The organism is Modestobacter sp. SYSU DS0290 (assembly GCF_054050955.1).
The window spans coordinates 67,947-87,643 of the sequence record NZ_JBJHAI010000002.1 but is presented as its reverse complement, the minus strand read 5'-3'; the positions used below and the strand labels follow the sequence as shown (position 1 = coordinate 87,643).

Here is a 19,697-nt window from a genome sequence, read left to right as displayed (position 1 = left end):
TCACGGCGCACCAGTCTGGCGGGGCAAGTGCTCCAACTACGGCAGGCACATCAGCTCTTCCCACGCCTTCGGGTGCGTGAGCACTACCGCTGCACGGTCACTCCGGGAAGGCCCGAGTTGAGCGCGATGATCTTGCCGGACCCCGCCACCAGCAGCCGGAGGCCGCATCCGCAACGCCACCCTGACCAGCCGGTACAGCGGGATTCGTCGGCGCCCACGAGGTTGAGCTGGCGGGTCTGCATGGCGACGACTTCGGGCAGCGACACCCGCAGCTCAAAGCTAGACCACTACACAAAATCTCCCTTGCGTCTCCGGTCGCCGAATCGGCGACCGGAGACTGCCTCGCAGACGCGCGGGAAGGCATGACACCCTCGCGCGCGTGGAGTGGTACGAGCTGACGGTCAACCTAGTGACAGGGCTCGCCTGGCCGGCGGTAGTAGGCGGGATCGCGTGGGGGTTCCGCTCCAGGATCAGGGAACTGTTGGGACGAACGGGTCGCCTCACCCTCCCTGGTGGCGTGGAGTGGCATCAAGCCGAGATTGCCGACAAGGAGAGGGAACTCCTGGCAGAGGTCGAGGAGTCCGCACCCGTCCTCATCGTCCGTGGTGACAACGATCAGCCTCCGCCGCTTCTTTCCGACCTCACGCATGCCGATGGGCAGCACGGTGCCCCTCGGCCTGGCCACCCGTCGCCGGGCAAGGGAAGCGGACGAGGTGCCCGGCGATATGAGGGGAGTGCCACGGGACGATCAGGACTGGTCGCATCGCAGCGTGAAGCCTTTGAGGACGTCGTTCAGCGCGCCGCCGAGTGGGGCGCCGCGCGCGGCCGGGCCGGGCTCGGCGTCGAGGGCACGAAGGTTGAGTGGGGAAACGACGGCTCACCCAGGCTCGACATACCGCGCGTCACTGACAGGCCGATCGCAGGCAGCGCCGACAGCATGGAGGTGGTGCTCTCCGGGTTCGCCGACGTCAACGACCGTGAGAACCGGGGCGTTACGCGGGATGAAGCGCGCGACATCGCCAGAAGGGCAGGCATGGACCCGCGCGGCACAGCAGGCTATTACTCCATGGAGCCGCCCTTGCTCGTCTCCGGGAAGGATGGCAGCCGCTGGATCACTCAGACCGGCCGGGACCGCCTGCGTCGGCTTCGAGAACGATGAACCGGTTCGGCAGGGCGCCCCAGTCTGCATCACCCGCAACTGAAAGCTAGGAACAATGCACAGGTTGCGTGCACCGGCCTCAGGCGAGTGGCAGGTCCTTGAGAGTCTTGTGGGCGAAATCGCCGCTCGTCGCGCTCCGGTGAAATCACATCCGGACAGTCTGCCGTTCCTCATACTCGCGGCCGTCCTCGTCCTGCCACGTGAGGTGCAGAGTGCCCGAGCCACTGTCGCCGTAGGAGGTGAGCAGGGAGAACCGGACATCAGTCCCGCGGGCCAAGTAGTCGATGGGCTCTTCAGCGCCATAGATTCGTGGCCCCTCCTGCCCCTCGACCCAGGAGACAGTGACCGACCGTGCGGTCGCGTCCCCGGCGTTGGTCAGCACGAGAAACCTGCGAGTCGTGTACTTGTACTGCCCCTTCGCGTCGACGCTTTTCTGCTCACGCTCAGTCGCGATGCTCGCCATCACTCGCGGTCGGCCCGAGCCGGCGCCGGTGGGAGCGATCGCGGTCGGCAGGTCGAAGCGGTCGCGGACGAGCCGCAGCAACGCCGTCCGGGCCTGGCGGACGAGCGAGTCCACGTCGTCGAACCGGCCGATGAGCCCCCATCCCTCGGCGGTCTGGCGGAACGCTTGCACCGCCGCCAGTTGGTCGAGGTCCACGCTCGTCGGCACGGCTGGGCGGTCGGAGAAGTAGAGCAGCACCGGCTTGCCCGCCTCGGCGAACGACTCAATCTCATGGACCGTGCCGCTGGCGGCATCCGGGGTGCGCGTGCCGAGTCGCGTCCAGAACACGCCGATGAGCACGTCGGCGCTCTCGGCGAGCTGCCGGTCGATGAGGTGCTGCGGGTGGTCGCCCAACTCGGGCCGCGAATGCGTCTCCCAGCCAACCGGCAGCAGCACGACGCCGAGCGCGGCAGCGTGCTCGTCGTTCCACTCCCACATCGCCCGACGGAGCGCGGCCCGTTCTTCCGCCACGTCACCGGGTGACGCGACGAGAACCTGCACGACGTGGGCCGGGAACGGCATGACTCCCCCTGGTGGTCGCTACGAAATTCGACCGTACCGACCACTACCGACGCGGGCTCAGCGCACAAGGCGCCCATCGACCGTGAACACCCGCCGAGCGCGGGGCGGGTGATCGTGCCGTCGGGTCGGGCGACGGTGGCTCCTCGGGGGGCGCGGCCGCCCGTATGACTGGCCCACCCGGCAGCGCCGCGGCGTGCGGGCCGAGCACGGCGGCGGCGCCGCGCGACCGGGCCGACGTGGTGGGCACGGTGGCCCGCTCGACCCGAGTGCCGCGCATCGGCTCGGGGCAGAACGCCAGGTGCTGCAAGTTAGCTCCCGCCGGGTCACCTGCCCGCCGTCGGTGCGGGTGGGCCGCGGGTCGTCGCTGAATCGGCGCGACATGCCGAGCGAGCTGTCGCCTTAATAGGCGGCGGCCAACGTCTCGTCCTGTGTCTCGCCCGGGGCGAGCCCGACCCACAGGCCGAGCTCAAGGGGGCGCAGGTCGGCGGCGCGCACGGTGCGCTTGGTGGGTGTGCGGTCCTGCCCGGCCCACACTTGGTCGCCCTCGCCGGCCACGTCGGTGTAACTGCGGCAGGGGTCGAGGACCGGGCAGGGCTCGCAGCGGGCGGCGGCGACTTGCCGGGTCGCCGACGAGCCACGGCACGGGGTGGCGGTGCAGGGTGGCGGCTGGCTACGAGGGGTGGCGTCTGCGACGGCGGGCAGCAGCCGATGGTGTGCCGCCGCAGCAGCCGGGGAGAGTTGCAGCGGGCCACCGCGGCGGGGCGCCTCGCGCTCACGAGGGCCTCCATGCAGCGGTGTGGATTCCGGCCCCGAGGGGCTCGTCGTTGGCGCGGAACGGTCGCACCAGCCGCAGCAGCGGCCTGCCCCATTCCGTCCGGTGTCGGCGTCGGGGGTGACGTCGCCCCCGAGCACCAGACGGTCGACCGCTGGAACGCTTAGGCGCTTCTCGCCGATCGCGGCCACCAGCCCGGTGCGGGTCATGCCCGCTCCGTGTCAGCTCTGACACCCCGCCGTACGTCGGTGAGCTGGGTCCGTGTGACTGCCCCGCGCAGGTGCCTGCGGGGCAGACCACGAAAGGCCCAACAGCCGTCGCTGTCGAACCCTTTGTCTGTTCGGGGTGGAGCTGAGGGAATTCGAACCCCTGATCCCCGCACTGGATGGGGGCTGGGACTGCCCGACGTGTCAGCGAGGATGACCCAGCGTGGGAAGGCGCCGCTCAGTGTGGAGTCGACTTCAACGCCGCGATGATGACCTCGGGCCCAAACCAGCCAGTCGTGCATCACCCGCAGCGAGCCGGTCGTCGTCTGAAGCCTCCGTGGTTCGACTACTCAGGCGGGCTAAGCTCGCCATGTGGCCGATGCCAGCGCTCGACGAAGCGCAAGCGAACCACGTAAGCACCACATCATCCCAGCCTTCTACTTGGCCGGCTTCACTAGACGCGGACTTAAGACAGACAGGTTGAACGTATTCGATTACGCAACGGGGAAGCGATACGGTTCCACGCCATTGAAGGCGTGCAGAAAGACCGACTACAACCGAGTCGATGAGCCGGGGTTCGATCCCAACGAGACCGAGCAAATGCTATCCCGAGTAGAAGCCGATCTGGCGCCCGCCGTGCAGAGGGTGTCGAGCGGGGAACTGGCCGACCGCGCCGACATAGCCAAGACGCTGGAGTTCGCCGCGGTATGCGCCGCGCGAAATCACAGGGCTCGTGACGCCCTTGCGCCCGTGTTGGCCGCTGGAATCGCCAAGCGTCTCCGGAACGGCGAAGTGTCCCGTGATCAGTGGGAACAATTAAGGGCATCCGAGTTGCGCAACGGCGTGAAGCCTGCGGACATGCCCGAGTACGACGACGCCGTCCGACTGTTGAACGACACGAAGTGGTTTCCTCTCGCCCCGAGGGTGCTGACTGTCGGACTAGTCTTTGAGCTCGCTGCGGGTATCTACGAGACACTCATGCGGAAGCAATGGGAAACACACGTTACCGACGCAGATCCCAATGGGGGATTCATCTGCTCAGACAACCCGCTGGCCTGGGGTGACATAGACGACGCGAGATTCCGCCACAACAAGTTAAGGATAAGTCTTCCTACATCCCTGGCGGACGACGATGTCGAAGTAACCTTTCCCGTAAGCAAGCGAGTCGCATTGGTTGGATACCCCGGCGCTCGAGAGGCGCGTTGTCAGACGACCGATGACGTGGTTGCTCATGTCAACTCCAGGACGCTACACCTGTCCGGAAAATTGATATTTTACGGATATGACAACTTTATGACACACCAGACTGGGGGCGTCATCCGCAAGGGAACGGAATACTTCGCTTATGTTGCAGAGGCCCGACGCCGGGGGATAAGAAACCCTTGACCGCTCACTCGAAGCAGGGCTGGAGCAGCACCAGACCGCCCAGCGCGGCGAGCGGATGCGGGCCGGCTCCGAGTGGCACGACGAGGACCTCGTCTTCGCCTAGCCCAACGGCCGCCCTATCGAGAAGAAGCCGACCACGACGGACTGGGCCCGTCTTCTGCGCACAGCCAGCGTCCGGCACGGGAGGCTGCACGACGGTCGGCACACCGCAGCCACACTGCTGGCGAGCGAGAACGTGCACCCGCGAGTGGTGATGGAATTGCTCGGCCACAGCCAGATGCGCACGACCATGGACATCTACAGCCACGTCATGCTGGCCCTGGCCCGCGAGGCCGCCGACCGGATGAGCGCCCTGCTGCTGCCAGGTAAGGGTGGAAAAACTGCAACCACAACTGCAACCAGAGACGACTCAGGCCGCTCCCCAAAAGGGGAACGGCCTGGTCATCGGGGTGGAGCTGAGGGGACTCGAACCCCTGACCCCCACACTGCCAGTGTGGTGCGCTACCAGCTGCGCCACAGCCCCTTGCCGACCCGGTCTGGTGTGTCCGAGCCGGGGAGAACGATACATGCCCGCGTGCGGTCGTCTGTCGGGGGGTGGGGGGTGGCGTGTCGCCTCGCGGACACCCGGCTGTCGGGGAGCCGCCGGTCCGCGTTCGTGCACCGGGCACCCGGCCGCCATGCGGGCTGCGAACCGTGGGGATGCCGGGTCCACCGGCGTCCGCCGACCTGAGGAGCGTCCCTCATGCGCCGACTCCGCACCGTCCTGATCGCGACCGTCGCCGCCGCGCTGCTGCCGGCCGGCGCCGGGGTGGCCACCGCAGCCGACCGCCCCGGCGGCGGCAGCACCCGGTTCTTCGACATCCAAGCCCACCGGGGCGGCGTCGGGCTCACCGTCGAGAGCACGCTGGCCGCCTTCGGTCGCGCCCTCGACCTCGGCGTCAGCACCCTCGAGCTCGACGTCCAGATCACCGAGGACGGGCACGCCGTCGTCACCCACGACCGGGACATCAACCCCGCCAAGTGCCGCGACACCGCCCCGGCCTTCCCCGGCGACCCGGAGTTCCCCTACGCCCCCGGCGTCCGGTACATCAAGGACCTCACGCTGGCCCAGGTCCGCACGCTCGACTGCGGCAGCCAGACGCTGCCGCAGTTCCCCGAGCAGCAGGCGGTGCCGGGGGCGCAGATGCCACTGCTGTCCGAGGTGCTCGACCTGGTCAACGAGCGCCGCGCGCACCGGGTGTGGCTGAACATCGAGACCAAGGTGGAGGCGGGCGCACCGGAGCAGACGGCGCCGCGTGAGCAGTTCGTGCAGGTCGTCGCTCGCGAGGTGCGGGAGGCCCGGCTGCTCCGCCAGGTCAGCATCCAGTCCTTCGACTGGGGCTCCCTGATGCGCATGCGGCAGGTCGAGCCGCGGCTGCCGATCGTCGCGCTCACCAACGGCCAGCAGTTCCTGCAGGCGGGCCTGCCCGGCGCCTCGCCGTGGCTCGGCGGGATCGACATCGACGACTTCGGCGGCGACCTGGTCGCGGCAGCGCACTCCTTCGGCGCCGACGCCATCTCCCCCGTGCAGGGCGACCCGCAGAGCGGCAGCATCAACGACCCGGGCTTCCGCCCCTACGTCACGCAGCAGATGGTGGACGACGCGCATGCCGTGGGCATGGACGTCATCCCGTGGACCATCGACGACCCGGCCACCATGCAGTACCTCATCGACCTCGGCGTCGACGGGATCATCACCGACCGGCCCGACCTGCTGCGCGAGGTCGCGGCGCACAACGGCTACAAGCTGCCGCGCGCCTACCCGGCCCGCTGACGCACGGCGGCCGTCCCCGGGTCACCCCCGGGGACGGCTGCTCCTGGCTCAGCCGAGCTGCTCGTCAAGCGCCAGGTTGAGCTCCAGCACCCGCACGTGCGGCGCCCCGATGAAGCCGAGGTCCCGCCCGTCGGTGTGCTCGTCCACCAGCGCCCGGACGTCGTCCACCGGCACCGCACGCGCCTCGGCTACCCGCTCCACCTGGATGGCGGCGTACTCCGGGGAGATGTCCGGATCCAGCCCGGACCCTGACGCCGTCACCGCGTCGGCCGGTACCTCCGACTCGGGCACCCCGTTGAAGGCAGCCACGTCAGCTCGCCGCTCCCCCACCGCGGCCACCAGCTCCTCCGAGTTCGGCCCCAGGTTCGACCCACCCGATGCCACGCCGTCGTAGTCCGACGCCGACGGCCGGGTCTGGAAGTACTCCGGCAGCGGGTCGCCGTCGGAGTCGGTGAACGACTGGCCGATCAGCGACGACCCCACGACGGAACCATCGACCGACACCAGCGACCCGTCGGCGCGAGCCGGCGCGATCAGCTGGGCGACGCCCGTCATCAGCAGCGGGTAGGCCAGCCCGAGCACCACGGTGGCGACGAGGAGGGCACGGACGGCGGCCACCAGCTGGCGGCCCGAACGCAGAGCGGACATCACGCGATCCCGGGGATGAGAGAGACCAGCAGGTCGATGAGCTTGATCCCGACGAACGGCAGCACCACGCCGCCGACGCCGTAGAGCAGCAGGTTGCGGCGCAACATCGCCGACGCGGACGCCGGCCGGTACTTCACACCGCGCAGCGCCAGCGGCACCAGCGCCACGATGATCAGCGCGTTGAACACGACCGCGGAGAGGATCGCCGACTCCGGCGAGGACAGCCGCATCACGTTCAGCGCGTCCAGCCCCGGGAGGACTCCGGCGAACATGGCCGGCAGGATCGCGAAGTACTTCGCCAGGTCGTTGGCGATGGAGAACGTGGTCAGCGACCCCCGGGTGATCAGCAGCTGCTTGCCGATCTCCACGATCTCGATCAGCTTCGTCGGGTCGGAGTCCAGGTCGACCATGTTGCCGGCCTCCTTGGCCGCGGTCGTCCCGGTGTTCATCGCCACCCCGACGTCGGCCTGCGCCAGCGCCGGGGCGTCGTTCGTCCCGTCACCGGTCATCGCCACCAGCCGGCCGCCGGCCTGCTCACGCTGGATGAGCGCCAGCTTGTCCTCCGGCGTCGCCTCGGCCAGCACGTCGTCGATCCCGGCCTCCGCGGCGATCGCCCGCGCGGTCCGCTCGTTGTCGCCGGTGATCATCACCGTCCGGATGCCCATCCGGCGCAGCTCGGCGAAGCGCTCCGCCATCCCCTCCTTGACGACGTCCTTCAGGTGGATGACACCGAGCACCCGGGCGCCGTCCGACGACGCCGAGGCCAGCAGCAGCGGCGTCCCGCCGGCGGCGGAGATGCTGTCGACGACGTCCCCGACCTCCGGCGGCACCGGGCCGTCCTGCGCCCGCACCCACGCCAGCACCGCCCCGGCGGCGCCCTTGCGCAGCTGCCGGCCGTCGGGCAGGTCGACCCCGCTCATCCGGGTCTGCGCGGTGAAGGGCACGAAGACGGCGGCGTCCAGCTCCCGCCCGCGCAGGCCGTAGCGCTCCTTCGCCAGGACGACGATGCTGCGGCCCTCCGGCGTCTCGTCGGCCAGCGAGGCCAGCTGCGCGGCGTCGGCGACCTCGTCGTCCGAGCACCCCCCGACGGCGACGAACTCCGACGCCTGCCGGTTGCCGAGGGTGATGGTGCCGGTCTTGTCCAGCAGCAGGGTGTTCACGTCGCCGGCCGCCTCGACCGCGCGGCCGCTCATCGCCAGCACGTTGCGCTGCACCAGCCGGTCCATGCCGGCGATGCCGATCGCCGACAGCAGCGCCCCGATCGTGGTCGGGGTCAGGCACACCACCAGCGCGATCAGCGTGGTCAGCGACTGCTCGGCACCGGAGTAGACCGCCAGCGGCTGCAGCGTGATGACCACGATCAGGAACACGATGGTCAGCGAGCGGAGCAGGATGTTCAGCGCGATCTCGTTCGGCGTCCGCTGCCGGGAGGCGCCCTCGACCAGGGCGATCATCCGGTCCACGAACGTCTCCCCCGGCTTGCTGTGATCTCCACGACGATCCGGTCGGACAGCACCGTCGTCCCGCCGGTCACCGCCGAGCGGTCACCGCCGGACTCGCGTCCCGGGCGCGCAGCATCCGCCGGTTGGAGTCCTCGCTCGCCCGGCTCACGCACGCGATCATGGCACCGCCTGGCTGTTCGACGACAGCTGCCGCGGCCACCTGGGCAGCCCGCCGTCGCGCCGCCAGGCAAGGCATCAGCCGGCCGTGCCGCCGCGCTCGCGCCGTTCCCGGGCCGCGCCGGCCAGTTCCTCGAGCAGGGTCTCCGTGGTGGCCAGGTCCACGCAGGCATCCGTGACGCTCTTGCCGTGCTGGAGCGCGTCGGGACGCCGCTGGTCGAGGTCCTGCCGCCCCGCGACGAGGTTGCTCTCCACCATCACCCCGCGGATCGCCGTCTCCCCGCCCGCGATCTGGCCGGCCAGGTCGCGCACGACCTCGATCTGGCGCAGGTGGTCCTTCTGGCTGTTGCCGTGCGAGGCGTCGACCACGAGCACCTCCGGCAGCCCGCGCGCACGGAGCCGCTCGCGGGTGCGGGCAATGTGGGCGGCGGAGTAGTTCGGGCCGTCCTTGTCACCGCGCAGGATCACGTGCCCGGTCTCGTTGCCCGTGGTCGACAGCTGGGCGGAGATGCCGTGGCGGTCGACGCCCAGGAACTCGTGCGGCGCCCGGGCGGCGATGACAGCCGAGATGGCGGCGTCGATGCTCCCTTCCGGGGAGTTCTTGAACCCGACGACGGCGGAGAACCCGGACACCCGCTCGCGGGCGGTCTGGTCGGTGACGTTGCGCGCGCCCACGCCGTTGTAGGTCACCAGGCCGTCGACGTACTGGGGGGTGAGGGCGTTCAGCGGCTCGGCCGCCACCGGAACCCCCGTCGCGGTGATGCGGGCCATGAGCATCCGGGTGGCCACGAGCCCGACGCTGATCCGGTTGGAGCCGTCGAGGTACGGGTCGTAGGCGAAGCCCTTCCAGTCCACCTCCGTCCTCGGCTTCTCCGTGTACGTGCGCATCACGATCTCCAGGTCGGCCCCGAAGCGGGCCCGCATCCGGCGGAGGAAGTCGGCGTACTCCAGCGTGGCGACGGGGTCGTGGATCGAGCACGGTCCCGCGATGACCGCCAGGCGCCCGCTCCGGCCGCTCACGATCTCGGTCATGGCCGCGCGCCCGGCCCGCGTGGTGGTGGTGGCCGACTCCGGGAGCGGCACCACCGAGGCGACGGCCTCCGGGGTGACGACGATGCTCAGGCCGGCGATCCGGGTGTTCACCAGGCCGGACAGGTCGACGGCGTCGGAGTCCGGCAGCCCGAGCTGTTGACGGACACCGGGGAGCAGTTCGGCGTGCATCGCGTCGATCCGCCGGTTGACCTGTCGCTGCACGTCCAGCAGGTGGTCGGCGATCCGTGCCGCGACCTCGAGCAACCGGTCGGCCGGGGTGTCCTCGTGCTGGGCCATCGGGGCGTACTCCTCCTGGACGGTCGGCTCAGCGGAGGGCCGGCACGCCCACCCGGCGGAGGTGCAGTCCGCCCACCGCTCCGCCAGGGAACCATCTCCCCGCTCCACCCGGACTCGCAGCATCCACCGGCCAGAGCGGTAAACGGATCAGAGATAGCGCGTGCCTCTCCTTTTATAGTAAGTTTGCTACATGCCGCCGCGTAAGCGCTCCGACGAGCCTCAGCTGTACAACCGGCTGACCGTGCTGCGCACCGAGCGCGGCATGTCCCGCCAGGAGCTGGCCGACGCGGTCGGCGTGCACTACCAGACCATCGGCTACCTCGAGCGCGGCGAGTACAGCCCCAGCGCCACCCTCGCGCTGCGGCTGGCCGCCGTCTTCGGCCTCCCCATGGAGGCGGTCTTCTCCCTCACCCCGTTCCGCACCCTGTCCGAGCAGGTCTACGGCACCCAGGAGTCCCGATGAGCACGCCCACCCGCATCCAGCGTCGCGCCGCCCGCCTCGACGACCCGCAGTTCGAGTCCCTCCGCACCCCGCGCATCCGCCGCAGGCTGGTCGCCGCCCTCAGCGGCCTGCTGGTCGTGGAGGCCGGGCTCGTCCTCATCGCCCCGCGCTGGCCGGTGGCCTTCGCCGTCGGGATGGGGATCGTGGCGATCGCCTTCGTCCTGCTCCTCGGCGCCCTGAAGGGCAGCACCCGGGGCGTGGAGGAGCTGCCGGCGGAGGCGCTGGACGAGCGTCAGTGGCAGCTCCGCGGCGAGGCCTACGCCCGCGCCTACTGGATCGGCTTCGGCCTGCTGACCGCCGAGCTCGCCATCGCCGCCGTCTGGCTGGCCGCGGACTGGCCGGCACCTGGCGCGAACATCGTCATGGGCGCGCTCCTGCTGCCCTTCCACGTCGCTCTCGTGCTGCCGACCCTGGTCACCGCCGCGATCCGCGACCTGTGAGGAAGGACCCCGTTCCCCCCACGCTTCGCACGCTCAGCGCGGGGCCCTGAACGGGGCCGGGGCTCGCTCTCGGCGTGGGGAGCGGGGACGAGTGCGGCTAGAGGTCGACGCCGCGGGCGGCCAGCCACTTGACCGGGTCCACCCGCTTCCCGTCCAGCCCGCCCGAGTGCACCTCGAAGTGCAGGTGCGGACCGGTCGACTGGCCGCGGTTGCCCAGCAGCGCGATCTGGTCACCGGCCTCGACGACGTCACCGGCGCGCACCTGGATCTTCTCCATGTGGCCGTAGACGGTCACGTCACCGCTCTCGCCGAGGATGTAGACCGCCAGCCCGTAGCCACTCGCCGCACCGGCCCGCAGCACGACGCCGTCCTCCACCGAGTACTCGGGGGTGAGCATCGGGGCGGCGAGGTCCACGCCCCAGTGCATGGTGCCCCAGCGCTGACAGAAGCAGCTGGTCAGCCGGTACTTGGCGATCGGGGCGACGACCTTCGGGCGGGCGGCCTCGGCGGCGGCCGCAGCGGCCGCGGCGGCCTCCTCCTCACGGGCCTGGCGCTCGGCGCGGGCGGCAGCCACCTCCTCCAGCCGGGCGCGGGCCTCGACCTCGCTGATCGAGGACTGCGGCATCAACGCCGCCTCCTCGTCGATCAGCGAGGCGTCGGAGGCGAGCATCGCGGCGACCTCGACCGGCTCGGCCTCCGCCGTCGGCAGGGCGTGGCTGCCCAGGAAGGCCACCAGACCACCGATGGCGAGCGCCGCCACCAGGGCGGCCGGACGACGGCTCTGCACCGCCCCGGGACGGACGGCACGGCGCTCGGCGGTGTCCGGGGCGACCTCGGCGACGACCTCGGCGACGGTCCGTCGGGTTCCCTCGACGACGCTGCCGACGTGCCTCGAAGTCATGCGCACTGCCCCTCGGTTCGACGGCGACGCGGCGAGCGCCGAATCGGTACGGCAGTCATCCAAACATCGAGTTGCAGCTTTGTAATTTGTCCGGCGGCGTGTTCACCAAGACACGCCGTGTAACCGCGTCAGAACGGTCGGCAACGAGTCGACATGTCGACTCGACGACATGTCGATCTGGCGCCGAAGGTCAGACCCCGACCGGTGCCGGCGCCGGGTCCTCGGCCGCCGGGCGACCCCGGACGTCGTCCCGGAACCGGCGGGCGGCCAGCGCCCCGCCGATCACGAGACCCAGACCGACGGCGACCAGGACGGCGACCGCGGTCCGGCCGAGCAGCTCCGGCCCGCGGGTGACCGTGTGCGCGGTCCACAGCACGTCGACGTCGGGCAGGCCCTGCACCAGCAGCAGCCACCCGCCCACGACCGCCATCAGCCCGGTGAGCACCCCGCGGTCGTGCAGCGCCGCCCGCACCCCGATCCCCGCGACCAGCACCGCCAGCAGCGCCGGCAGCAGCGCGGAGACGAGCGCCCCCGGCCAGGAGGCGACCGTCACCGGCGGCTCCGGCGTGGCCAGCGCGTGCGCCAGCGCCGCCAGCGCGCCGGCGCCCAGCGCGACCGCCAGCGGCCGCGGGCTGCGTGCCCGCCACCCGGCCAGCACGGTGGCGGCCAGCAGCAGCGCGTAGACCGGCCAGACCAGCCAGGCCGGGGGCGGCGGGCTCCAGGTGAGCTCACCGGTGACCACCACGGGCGTGCCGCCGGAGGTCATCGGCACGGTCCACTCGGCGACCAGGTGCTCGCGGGTCGGGTCGGCCGCCACCGTCGGGGGCAGCAGCGCCTCGGTCATCCAGTGCGTGCGGTGGTCGTGCCAGACGTACTGCGGCTCGGTGGAGACCTGCTCCCAGCGCGGCGGCGCGGTCACGTCGACGTCGTCGGGCACCGGGGTCAGCCCGTAGCGGTCCAGGTTCAGGTACGTGGCGGGGCTCAGCGCGTTGCGCCAGACGCCGTCCGGCCCGATCCGCAGGTAGGGCTCGTCGTTGTAGCCGGGCACCGCCAGCTCGGTGCCGGTCTCGTTGACCACCTCGAGGGCGTCGCCGAACTCCAGCACCCGCACGCTCAGCCCGGGCAGCGACGGGCTGACCGAGGTGACCCGGCCGTCGAAGTCGCTGCCGGCCGCTCCCCCGCCGACGTGCGCCAGCGCCGGCCCGGCCAGGGCGAGCGTCGCCAGCAGGCCCAGCAGGACGACCCCCAGCCGGGCGCCCCAGGCGCGCGGCACCGCCCCGTCGCTCACTCGGCCGCGACGAGCGCCAGGTCGTGGGCGATGTCGCGGCTGGTGTTGCCCGCGTCGAAGGCGACGTCGGCCTCGCCGTCGGTGCCGTAGAGCAGCAGCAGCGCCGAGTGCGACTCACCGTTGTCCTGGGCCAGCGGCACCCCGGCGGCCAGCTGCGCCTGCTCGATCTGCTGCTGGTCGCCGGTCAGCCCGACGAACCGGGTGGGCAGTTCGGCGTCGAACTGGGCCAGGTACTCCCCCAGCACCTCCGGGGTGTCCCGGGCCGGGTCGGTGGTCACGAAGACCACGTTCGTCCGCTCCGCCACCGCCGGGTCGACGTCGCCCAGCGCCAGCCGGACGTCGGCCATGGTGGTGGGGCAGATGTCCGGGCAGTTGGTGAAGCCGAAGAACAGCAGCGTCGGGCCCTCGGCGGTGGCCGCGGCGAAGTCGTAGGGCTGCCCGGCGGTGTCGGTCAGCGTGAACGACGGCTTCTGGTACGGATCGCGCAGGTGCAGGCCCGCGTAGGGGCCCTGGTCCGGGCCCTCGACGGTCGCCGGCGGTTCCACCCCGGCGCCGTGCTCGTGCCCCGCCTGCGCCGGGTCGTCCGCGGAGGCGTCCCCGCCGCACCCGGCGAGCACCACCCCGGCGGCCAGCAGCACACCCGCCAGGGCAGGACGGAAGCGGGCAGCGAGGATCCGGGAGCTCACGAGGACACGGTACGTCGGCGCGCGGCCAGACCGAGCCCGAGACCGCCGAGCCCGGCGAGCAGGCCGAGGGCGCCGAGCACGAGCGCGGTGACCGCCAGCCCGTTGCCGCCGTCGTCCTCGGCCGCGGTCGCCGTCCCGCCGTCGGAGGTCCCGCCGTGCCCGGCGTCCGAGGAGGCGGCCAGCGACAGCACCGGCGCCGGGCGCTCGGGCTCGGCCTGCCCCTCGACCGTGGGCTCGATCCAGGCCGCCTCGGTGCCGTCGCTGTAGGTCTGCACCGCGTTGAAGGCCAGCTGGTCGACCTCGGGGAAGGGGCCACCGGAGAGCGCGAACTCCTGGAACTCCCCGGGGTCGATGCCGGCACCCGGCTCGGCGCGGAACTCGACCACCGAGACCGCCTCGTCGACCTCGCTGCCGTGCACCTCCACCGGCGGGTCGATCTCGCTGCGGGTGAACGTGGTGGTCCAGCCCGGCACCGGCTGGGCGCGCAGCGAGGCCAGCGGGGTGTCCGTGGGCACCTGGATGCGCAGCGCGACCGTGCTCGCGGTGTCGCTCTCGTTGGGCACCCGGAAGGTCACCTTGCCGTAGCCGCCGGGGGCGGCGTCGGCGCTGGAGACGGTGACGTGCGCCGACGCCGCCCCCACCCCGACGGTGAGCAGCGCGGCCAGGGCCGCGGGGACGACGACACCGAGCCGGCGCGCGGAGCGGGACGGGGACATGCGGGCTTCTCCTCGATCGGGGGGTCAGCGCACCGGGAAGGTGGTGCTGGCGGTGCGGGCGGTGAACTCGTCCAGCCGGACGGTGACGGTGAGGGTCCAGGTGCCGGTGGTCGGCAGCGCCGGATCGGCGACGTAGTGGCCGGGCCCGGCGCCGGCGAGGTCGACGTCGATCGGGCCGATCTCCTGCTGCGGCTCGGTGAGCGTCACCGAGATCTGCTGCGGCTGGACCAGCCGTCCGGCGTCGTCGAAGAGGTAGACGTGCAGCGACGCCGGCCCGGGCGACGCCGGGGCCAGGGTGACCTGCACGGTGCCGTCGGCGCCGCTGGCCGACTGCAGCGGCAGGGTCACCTCGACCGGGTCGGCGACGGCGGCCCGCGCGGGTGGGGTGCCCACCAGCACCGCGGACAGCGCGAGGACGACGACCGCGCCGGCGAGCTCGACCACCACCGAGCGCCGCAGCACCCCGAGGTGCTCGGCCGGACCCCCCGCGGGCACCCGGGCCCGGCGTCGGTCGCCCAGCCGCTGCTGCACCCAGTCGCGGCTGACCAGCGCGGCGCCCAGCACGCCGAGCACCAGCACCAGCTTGGCGATCAGCAGCCAGCCGTAGGTGGTCCCGACCAGCCCGGACAGCGACCCGACCTCGCGCACCGACTGCAGGACGCCGGTGACGACCAGCGCCGCGATCAGCCCGGCGGCCAGCCGCGACCACCGCGGCAGCGCGAGCGCGAGCTCGCCCACCCGGTCCTCGTCGTCCGCCCGCCGGCGCAGGCCGCCGGTGAAGAGCGCGGCGAGCCCACCCAGCCAGCCGGCCATCGCGGCGGCGTGCACCGCGGCCACCGGCACGGCCAGCCACGGCAGCGGGCCGGCCACCGGGTGACCGACCGCGGCCGTGGCCACCACCAGGGCGACGGCCAGCACCCCGGCGCCGGCCAGCAGCCCCCGGGCCGGCGGCCGGCCGGCACGCCAGCCGGCGGCGGCCAGCGCGGCCAGCGCACCGGCGAGGAGCAGCCGGGCCAGCAGGGTCAGGCCGTACGCGGAGCCGAGGGTGGCGCCCAGCAGGTCGGCTTCGAAGAGGGAGCCGGGGCCGCTGCCGGCCGCGTACGGCCCCTGCAGGAGCACCCCGAGCAGCGCGCCGACGGCGACGGCGCCCAGGCCGGCCAGGGTGGCGCGGCGGAGCACCGGCACCGCCCAGCCACCCGGCCAGCAGACCGCGAGCGCCAGCGGGACGCCCAGGCCCAGCGCCAGACCCAGGTAACCCAGCCAGCGTGCGGCCGGCAGCGCGGCGGCGACCAGCGGGTGCACGTCCCCGTCGTCGGCCGCGGCGTCCACGGCGAGCAGCTCGCCGTCGCCGACCACGAAGGACCAGGCACCCGACACCGGGTGCGAGTCGGCCGAGACGACCCGGTAGGTGACCAGGTAGCCGCTCTCGGGCAGGTCGTCGCGCAGCGGCACGGTGAGCGTCCGGCCGCGCACCTCGGGCGTGCCGGTGTCGGCCCGCTCGCCGTCGGCACCGAGCACCCGGGCGTAGCCGGCACCCAGCGACACCGGCTCGTCGAACTCGACGGTCACCTCCGCCGGGACGGCGTCCAGCCGGGCACCGTCGGCCGGGGTGGTGGTGACGACCGTGGCGTGCGCCGCGGCCGGGCGGGCGGTGAGCACGTCGAACCCGAGCCCGGCGGCGAGGAGCCCCACCAGCAGCAGGAGGGCGGGCACGGCGCGATGGGTGCGGGTCCTCCCCCCGCCGGCGTGCTGCACGGGAGGTCAGTCGCCCGCGGAGGCCGGCCGGTTCCCGGTGTGGCGCAGAGCACGCAGGTCCACCCGAATGGACGGAGGGTGAACGCTCGGTGAACGACGCGGACCTATGCTCCCCGGGGCCGCCCGCCCGAGCGGGCCGCGCGGCCACCGATCCCGCCTCACGTCCGGAGCACCGCGTGGCCTTCCGCCTCTTCCCCCGCGACTCGAGCTTCTACGGCATGTTCACCGCGGCGGCCGAGAACCTGGTCACCGCCACCGACGTGCTCGACGAGTTCGTGCACGAGCACGCCCGCCGCGAGGAGCTGGCGCAGCGGTTGCGGGACCTGGAGCACGTCGGCGACCAGGCCACCCACGCGATCTTCCGTCAGGTCAACTCCAGCTTCGTCACCCCGTTCGACCGGGAGGACATCATCGCCCTGGCCAGCGACCTCGACGACGTCATGGACGCGATCGAGGCCGCGGCCGACCTCGTCGTGCTCACCCACCTCGGCACCCTGCCGGCGGAGATGGGCCAGCAGGTGGCGCTGCTGCAGCGCTGCGCCCAGGTGACCGCCGAGTCGATGCCCCGGCTGCGCTCGATGCGGGACCTCGCCGACTACTGGATCGAGGTCAACCGGCTGGAGAACGAGGCCGACAAGCTGTACCGCCGGCTGCTGTCCCGGCTGTACTCCGGGGAGTTCGACGCGCTGGAGATCCTCAAGCTCAAGGAGGTCGCCGACCAGCTGGAGGAGGCCGCCGACGCCTTCGAGCACGTGGCCCACGTGGTCGAGACGATCGCGGTCAAGGAGTCCTGACCCCGGCATGGACCCGCTCTTCCTGGCGCTGGCGGTCGTCGTCGTCGTCGCGCTCGCCTTCGACTACACCAACGGCTTCCACGACGCGGCCAACGCGATCGCCGTCGCGGTCTCCACCAAGGCGCTCACCCCGCGGGCAGCGCTCGCCCTCGCCGCGGTGATGAACCTGGTCGGCGCGCTGATCTCCACGAAGGTCGCCGAGACCGTGGGCGCCGGGATCATCGAGGCCCCCACCGGCGGCGCGGGCCTGCAACTGGTCTTCGCCGCGCTGGTCGGGGCGATCGTGTGGAACGTGATCACCTGGTACCTCGGGCTGCCCTCCTCCTCCTCGCACGCGCTGATCGGCGGCCTGATCGGTGCCGCGCTGGCCGCCGCGCACTCGGTGCAGTGGACGGGCGTGCTGGAGGACGTCGTCGTCCCGATGGTGCTCTCGCCGCTGGTCGGCTTCGGGCTGGGCTACCTGGTCATGCTGGCGATCCTGTGGGCCTTCCGCGGCGCCAACGCGCACCGCGCGCACCGCGGCTTCCGACACGCCCAGGTGGTCAGCAGCGCCGCCATGGCGCTGGGCCACGGCATGCAGGACGCGCAGAAGACGATGGGCATCATCACCCTGGCGCTGGTCACCGCCGGGGAGATCGACACCTTCGAGGTGCCGCTGTGGGTGGTCTTCGCCGCGGCCATCGCGATCAGCGCCGGCACCTACGCCGGCGGCTTCCGGATCATGCGCACCCTGGGCCGGCGGATCATCCAGCTCACCCCGGCCGGCGGCTTCGCCGCGCAGTCCGTCGCCTCGGGCGTCATGGTGACCACGGCGACGGTCTTCGCCGTCCCGGTGTCGACGACGCACATCACCACCACCTCGATCATGGGGGTCGGCGCGACCCGGCGGTTCTCCGCGGTCCGCTGGGGCGTCGCCGGCGGCATCGTCGTGGCCTGGGTGGTCACCCTGCCCGCCGCCGCGGGCGTGGCAGCGTTGGCGTACGTGGTCACCCACGCCGTCGTCGGCTAGCTTCGTCGGACGTGGCCCAGCCGGCAGCACCCGCCACCGGCCCCGCGCCGGGTTCCGTGGCCCTGGGCACTGCCCGCGGCCGCTGGGTGGTCCTGGCCACCGTGCTGGCCTCCGGCGTCGCGTTCCTCGACGCCACCGCGGTCAACGTCGCCCTGCCGGCGATCGGCGCGGACCTGGACGCCACGCTGGCCGGCCTGCAGTGGACGGTCAACGGCTACACGCTCGCCCTCGCCGCGCTGATCCTGCTCGGCGGCGCGCTCGGTGACCGCTACGGCCGCCGGCGCGTGTTCGTCGTCGGGGTGGTCTGGTTCGCGCTCGCCTCGCTGCTGTGCGGGCTGGCGCAGGACATCGGCCAGCTGGTGGCGGCCCGGGCGCTGCAGGGCGTCGGCGGCGCGCTGCTCACCCCCGGCAGCCTGGCCATCCTGCAGGCCTCCTTCCGCCCGCAGGACCGGGCCCGCGCGATCGGCCTGTGGTCGGCGCTGGGCGGCATCGCCGGCCTCGTCGGGCCGTTCGTCGGCGGGTTCCTGGTGGACGCCGCGGGCTGGCGGTGGGTGTTCGGGGTGAACGTGCCGCTGGCCGTGGCGGTGGCCGTCGTCGCCGTCCGGCACGTGCCCGAGAGCCGCGACCCCGGCGCCTCCGGCCGGTTCGACGTGCTGGGCGCGGCGGCCGGCGCCCTCACCCTGGGCGGGGTGACCTACGCGCTGATCGCGGCCGGCGACGACCCGCGCAGCACCACCGTGTGGCTGTCCGCCGCGATCGGGGTGGTCGCCGCCGGGGCGTTCGTCGTCCGGGAGCGGCGGGCCGCGGCACCGATGCTGCCGCTGGGCGTGTTCGCCGACCGCCAGTTCAGCGGCGCCAACCTGACCACCCTCGCCGTCTACGGCGCGCTCGGCGGCTTCTCCTTCTTCCTGGTGCTGCAGCTGCAGACCGTGCTCGGCTACACGGCCACCCTCGCCGGCGCGGCGGTCCTGCCACCGAGCCTCCTGCTCACCCTGCTGTCGGCCCGGGCCGGCGCGCTGGCCCAGCGGATCGGCCCGCGGCTGCCGATGACGCTGGGCCCGCTGATCGCGGCGGCGGGGCTGCTGTGGCTCTCCGCGGTGGACGCCGGCAGCGGCTGGTGGACGGGCGTGCTGCCCGGGTCGGTGCTCTTCGGGCTCGGCATGTCCCTGCTGGTGGCCCCGCTGACCGCCACCGTGCTGGCCGCCGCACCCGACCACCTGGCCGGGGTGGCCAGCGGGGTGAACAACGCGGTGGCCCGGGCCGCCGGTCTCCTCGTGGTCGCGGCGCTGCCGGCGGCGGTGGGGCTGGCCGCCGGCGGGCAGGTCGACCCGGCGGCCTTCAGCACCGGCTACCAGCGCGCGCTGTGGGTGTGCGCCGCGTTGATGACCGCGGGCGCGGTCACCGCCTGGGCGACCATCCGCAACGACGTCCTGCGCTCCTGATCCCACTGCGTGGGAGTGGGTTGCACGCAATCTGCACCAAAGTGGTAGGAATGTCCCCGTGACCACGGCCCTCCGCCCTGCCGCCCTCCCGGGCGAGCTGCTGGTGAGCCGTCTGCACGTCGACCTGCTCCGGGTCAGCACCGCCGCCTGTCCGGCCCGCTGACGCCCCGCGCCGTCCCGGCGCCCTCGTCCAGCCCCGCCTGCGCGC

20 protein-coding genes, 1 tRNA gene and 1 pseudogene are annotated in these 19,697 nt (G+C 72.5%); 10 read left to right on the top strand and 12 right to left on the bottom strand.

Translation table 11 applies throughout. The annotated features are described in order from the left end of the window. Positions 1-83: 83 nt before the first annotated feature. A complete protein-coding gene (locus ACI795_RS03690; protein ID WP_457073862.1) occupies positions 84-266 on the bottom strand; it encodes a hypothetical protein in 183 nt (60 codons plus the stop codon). A gap of 113 nt (positions 267-379) precedes the next feature. Between ACI795_RS03690 and ACI795_RS03685 the strand changes: the two genes are divergently transcribed. Continuing rightward, entirely contained in the window at positions 380-1,159 is a 780-nt protein-coding gene (locus tag ACI795_RS03685; RefSeq protein ID WP_457073861.1) for a hypothetical protein, read from the top strand. Between the two features lie 145 nt (positions 1,160-1,304). Here ACI795_RS03685 and ACI795_RS03680 read toward each other — a convergent pair whose 3' ends face one another. Together ACI795_RS03680 and ACI795_RS03675 are read right to left on the bottom strand one after the other, a co-directional pair. Then, on the bottom strand, positions 1,305-2,183 hold the full coding sequence (locus ACI795_RS03680; protein ID WP_457073860.1) for a hypothetical protein: 879 nt from the start codon (positions 2,181-2,183) through the stop codon (positions 1,305-1,307). 399 nt (positions 2,184-2,582) lie between these two features. Beyond that, a complete protein-coding gene (locus tag ACI795_RS03675) occupies positions 2,583-3,164 on the bottom strand; it encodes a hypothetical protein (RefSeq protein WP_457073859.1) in 582 nt (193 codons plus the stop codon). 369 nt (positions 3,165-3,533) lie between these two features. Here ACI795_RS03675 and ACI795_RS03670 point away from each other — a divergent pair, with 369 nt between their 5' ends. Both ACI795_RS03670 and ACI795_RS03665 read left to right on the top strand, forming a co-directional pair. Then, positions 3,534-4,547: a DUF4238 domain-containing protein gene (locus ACI795_RS03670; protein ID WP_457073858.1), complete on the top strand. Its 1,014-nt coding sequence runs from the start codon at positions 3,534-3,536 to the stop codon at positions 4,545-4,547. A 118-nt stretch (positions 4,548-4,665) separates the two neighbouring features. After that, positions 4,666-4,845: pseudogene (locus ACI795_RS03665) on the top strand (tyrosine-type recombinase/integrase); the annotation flags it as partial. 152 nt (positions 4,846-4,997) lie between these two features. Here the strand turns inward: ACI795_RS03665 and ACI795_RS03660 are convergent. Continuing rightward, positions 4,998-5,070: transfer RNA gene (locus ACI795_RS03660), tRNA-Ala, on the bottom strand. Positions 5,071-5,289: 219 nt separating this feature from the next. Here ACI795_RS03660 and ACI795_RS03655 point away from each other — a divergent pair. Beyond that, the gene (locus ACI795_RS03655) at positions 5,290-6,360 is read left to right on the top strand and encodes a glycerophosphodiester phosphodiesterase family protein (protein WP_457073857.1); all 1,071 of its coding nucleotides are present in this window, start codon (positions 5,290-5,292) and stop codon (positions 6,358-6,360) included. A gap of 48 nt (positions 6,361-6,408) precedes the next feature. Here the strand turns inward: ACI795_RS03655 and kdpC are convergent, their stop codons facing one another. The 3 genes from kdpC to ACI795_RS03640 all read right to left on the bottom strand — a co-directional run bounded on the left by kdpC (position 6,409) and on the right by ACI795_RS03640 (position 9,956). Then, the gene (gene kdpC, locus ACI795_RS03650; RefSeq protein WP_457073856.1) at positions 6,409-7,008 is read right to left on the bottom strand and encodes a potassium-transporting ATPase subunit KdpC; all 600 of its coding nucleotides are present in this window, start codon (positions 7,006-7,008) and stop codon (positions 6,409-6,411) included. Continuing rightward, positions 7,008-8,462 (bottom strand): potassium-transporting ATPase subunit KdpB, encoded by a 1,455-nt coding sequence (kdpB, locus tag ACI795_RS03645; RefSeq protein ID WP_457074013.1) that lies wholly within the window; start codon positions 8,460-8,462, stop codon positions 7,008-7,010. The genes kdpC and kdpB overlap by 1 nt, the downstream gene beginning before the upstream one ends. Before the next feature lie 243 nt (positions 8,463-8,705). Next, positions 8,706-9,956: a 3-deoxy-7-phosphoheptulonate synthase gene (locus tag ACI795_RS03640; RefSeq protein WP_457073855.1), complete on the bottom strand. Its 1,251-nt coding sequence runs from the start codon at positions 9,954-9,956 to the stop codon at positions 8,706-8,708. A gap of 190 nt (positions 9,957-10,146) precedes the next feature. Here ACI795_RS03640 and ACI795_RS03635 point away from each other — a divergent pair, with 190 nt between their 5' ends. Further along, the gene (locus tag ACI795_RS03635; RefSeq protein WP_457073854.1) at positions 10,147-10,419 is read left to right on the top strand and encodes a helix-turn-helix transcriptional regulator; all 273 of its coding nucleotides are present in this window, start codon (positions 10,147-10,149) and stop codon (positions 10,417-10,419) included. Further along, on the top strand, positions 10,416-10,898 hold the full coding sequence (locus tag ACI795_RS03630) for a hypothetical protein (protein ID WP_457073853.1): 483 nt from the start codon (positions 10,416-10,418) through the stop codon (positions 10,896-10,898). The genes ACI795_RS03635 and ACI795_RS03630 overlap by 4 nt, the downstream gene beginning before the upstream one ends. Before the next feature lie 97 nt (positions 10,899-10,995). On the opposite strand, the gene ACI795_RS03625 is transcribed toward ACI795_RS03630, so the two are convergent. The 5 genes from ACI795_RS03625 to ACI795_RS03605 form a co-directional block, all read right to left on the bottom strand. Further along, on the bottom strand, positions 10,996-11,799 hold the full coding sequence (locus ACI795_RS03625) for a M23 family metallopeptidase (RefSeq protein ID WP_457073852.1): 804 nt from the start codon (positions 11,797-11,799) through the stop codon (positions 10,996-10,998). Positions 11,800-11,989: 190 nt separating this feature from the next. Continuing rightward, the gene (locus ACI795_RS03620; protein WP_457073851.1) at positions 11,990-13,072 is read right to left on the bottom strand and encodes a hypothetical protein; all 1,083 of its coding nucleotides are present in this window, start codon (positions 13,070-13,072) and stop codon (positions 11,990-11,992) included. Positions 13,073-13,083: 11 nt separating this feature from the next. After that, positions 13,084-13,773 carry an SCO family protein gene (locus ACI795_RS03615; RefSeq protein WP_457073850.1) on the bottom strand — a complete coding sequence of 230 codons (690 nt, stop codon included), beginning with the start codon at positions 13,771-13,773 and terminating at the stop codon, positions 13,084-13,086. Continuing rightward, the gene (locus ACI795_RS03610; protein ID WP_457073849.1) at positions 13,770-14,489 is read right to left on the bottom strand and encodes a YcnI family copper-binding membrane protein; all 720 of its coding nucleotides are present in this window, start codon (positions 14,487-14,489) and stop codon (positions 13,770-13,772) included. The genes ACI795_RS03615 and ACI795_RS03610 overlap by 4 nt, the downstream gene beginning before the upstream one ends. Positions 14,490-14,513: 24 nt before the next feature. After that, complete coding sequence (locus tag ACI795_RS03605) at positions 14,514-16,202, bottom strand: copper resistance CopC/CopD family protein (RefSeq protein ID WP_457073848.1); 1,689 nt, start codon at positions 16,200-16,202, stop codon at positions 14,514-14,516. A 218-nt stretch (positions 16,203-16,420) separates the two neighbouring features. Between ACI795_RS03605 and ACI795_RS03600 the strand changes: the two genes are divergently transcribed. Genes ACI795_RS03600 through ACI795_RS03585 form a run of 4 tightly spaced genes read left to right on the top strand, consistent with a single transcriptional unit; the run spans position 16,421 to position 19,652 of the window. After that, positions 16,421-17,038 (top strand): DUF47 domain-containing protein, encoded by a 618-nt coding sequence (locus ACI795_RS03600; RefSeq protein WP_457073847.1) that lies wholly within the window; start codon positions 16,421-16,423, stop codon positions 17,036-17,038. Positions 17,039-17,045: 7 nt separating this feature from the next. Continuing rightward, the gene (locus tag ACI795_RS03595) at positions 17,046-18,047 is read left to right on the top strand and encodes an anion permease (protein WP_457073846.1); all 1,002 of its coding nucleotides are present in this window, start codon (positions 17,046-17,048) and stop codon (positions 18,045-18,047) included. An 11-nt stretch (positions 18,048-18,058) separates the two neighbouring features. Continuing rightward, entirely contained in the window at positions 18,059-19,489 is a 1,431-nt protein-coding gene (locus tag ACI795_RS03590; RefSeq protein ID WP_457073845.1) for an MFS transporter, read from the top strand. Between the two features lie 58 nt (positions 19,490-19,547). Then, the gene (locus ACI795_RS03585) at positions 19,548-19,652 is read left to right on the top strand and encodes a putative leader peptide (protein WP_457073844.1); all 105 of its coding nucleotides are present in this window, start codon (positions 19,548-19,550) and stop codon (positions 19,650-19,652) included. The last annotated feature ends 45 nt before the right edge of the window (positions 19,653-19,697 follow it).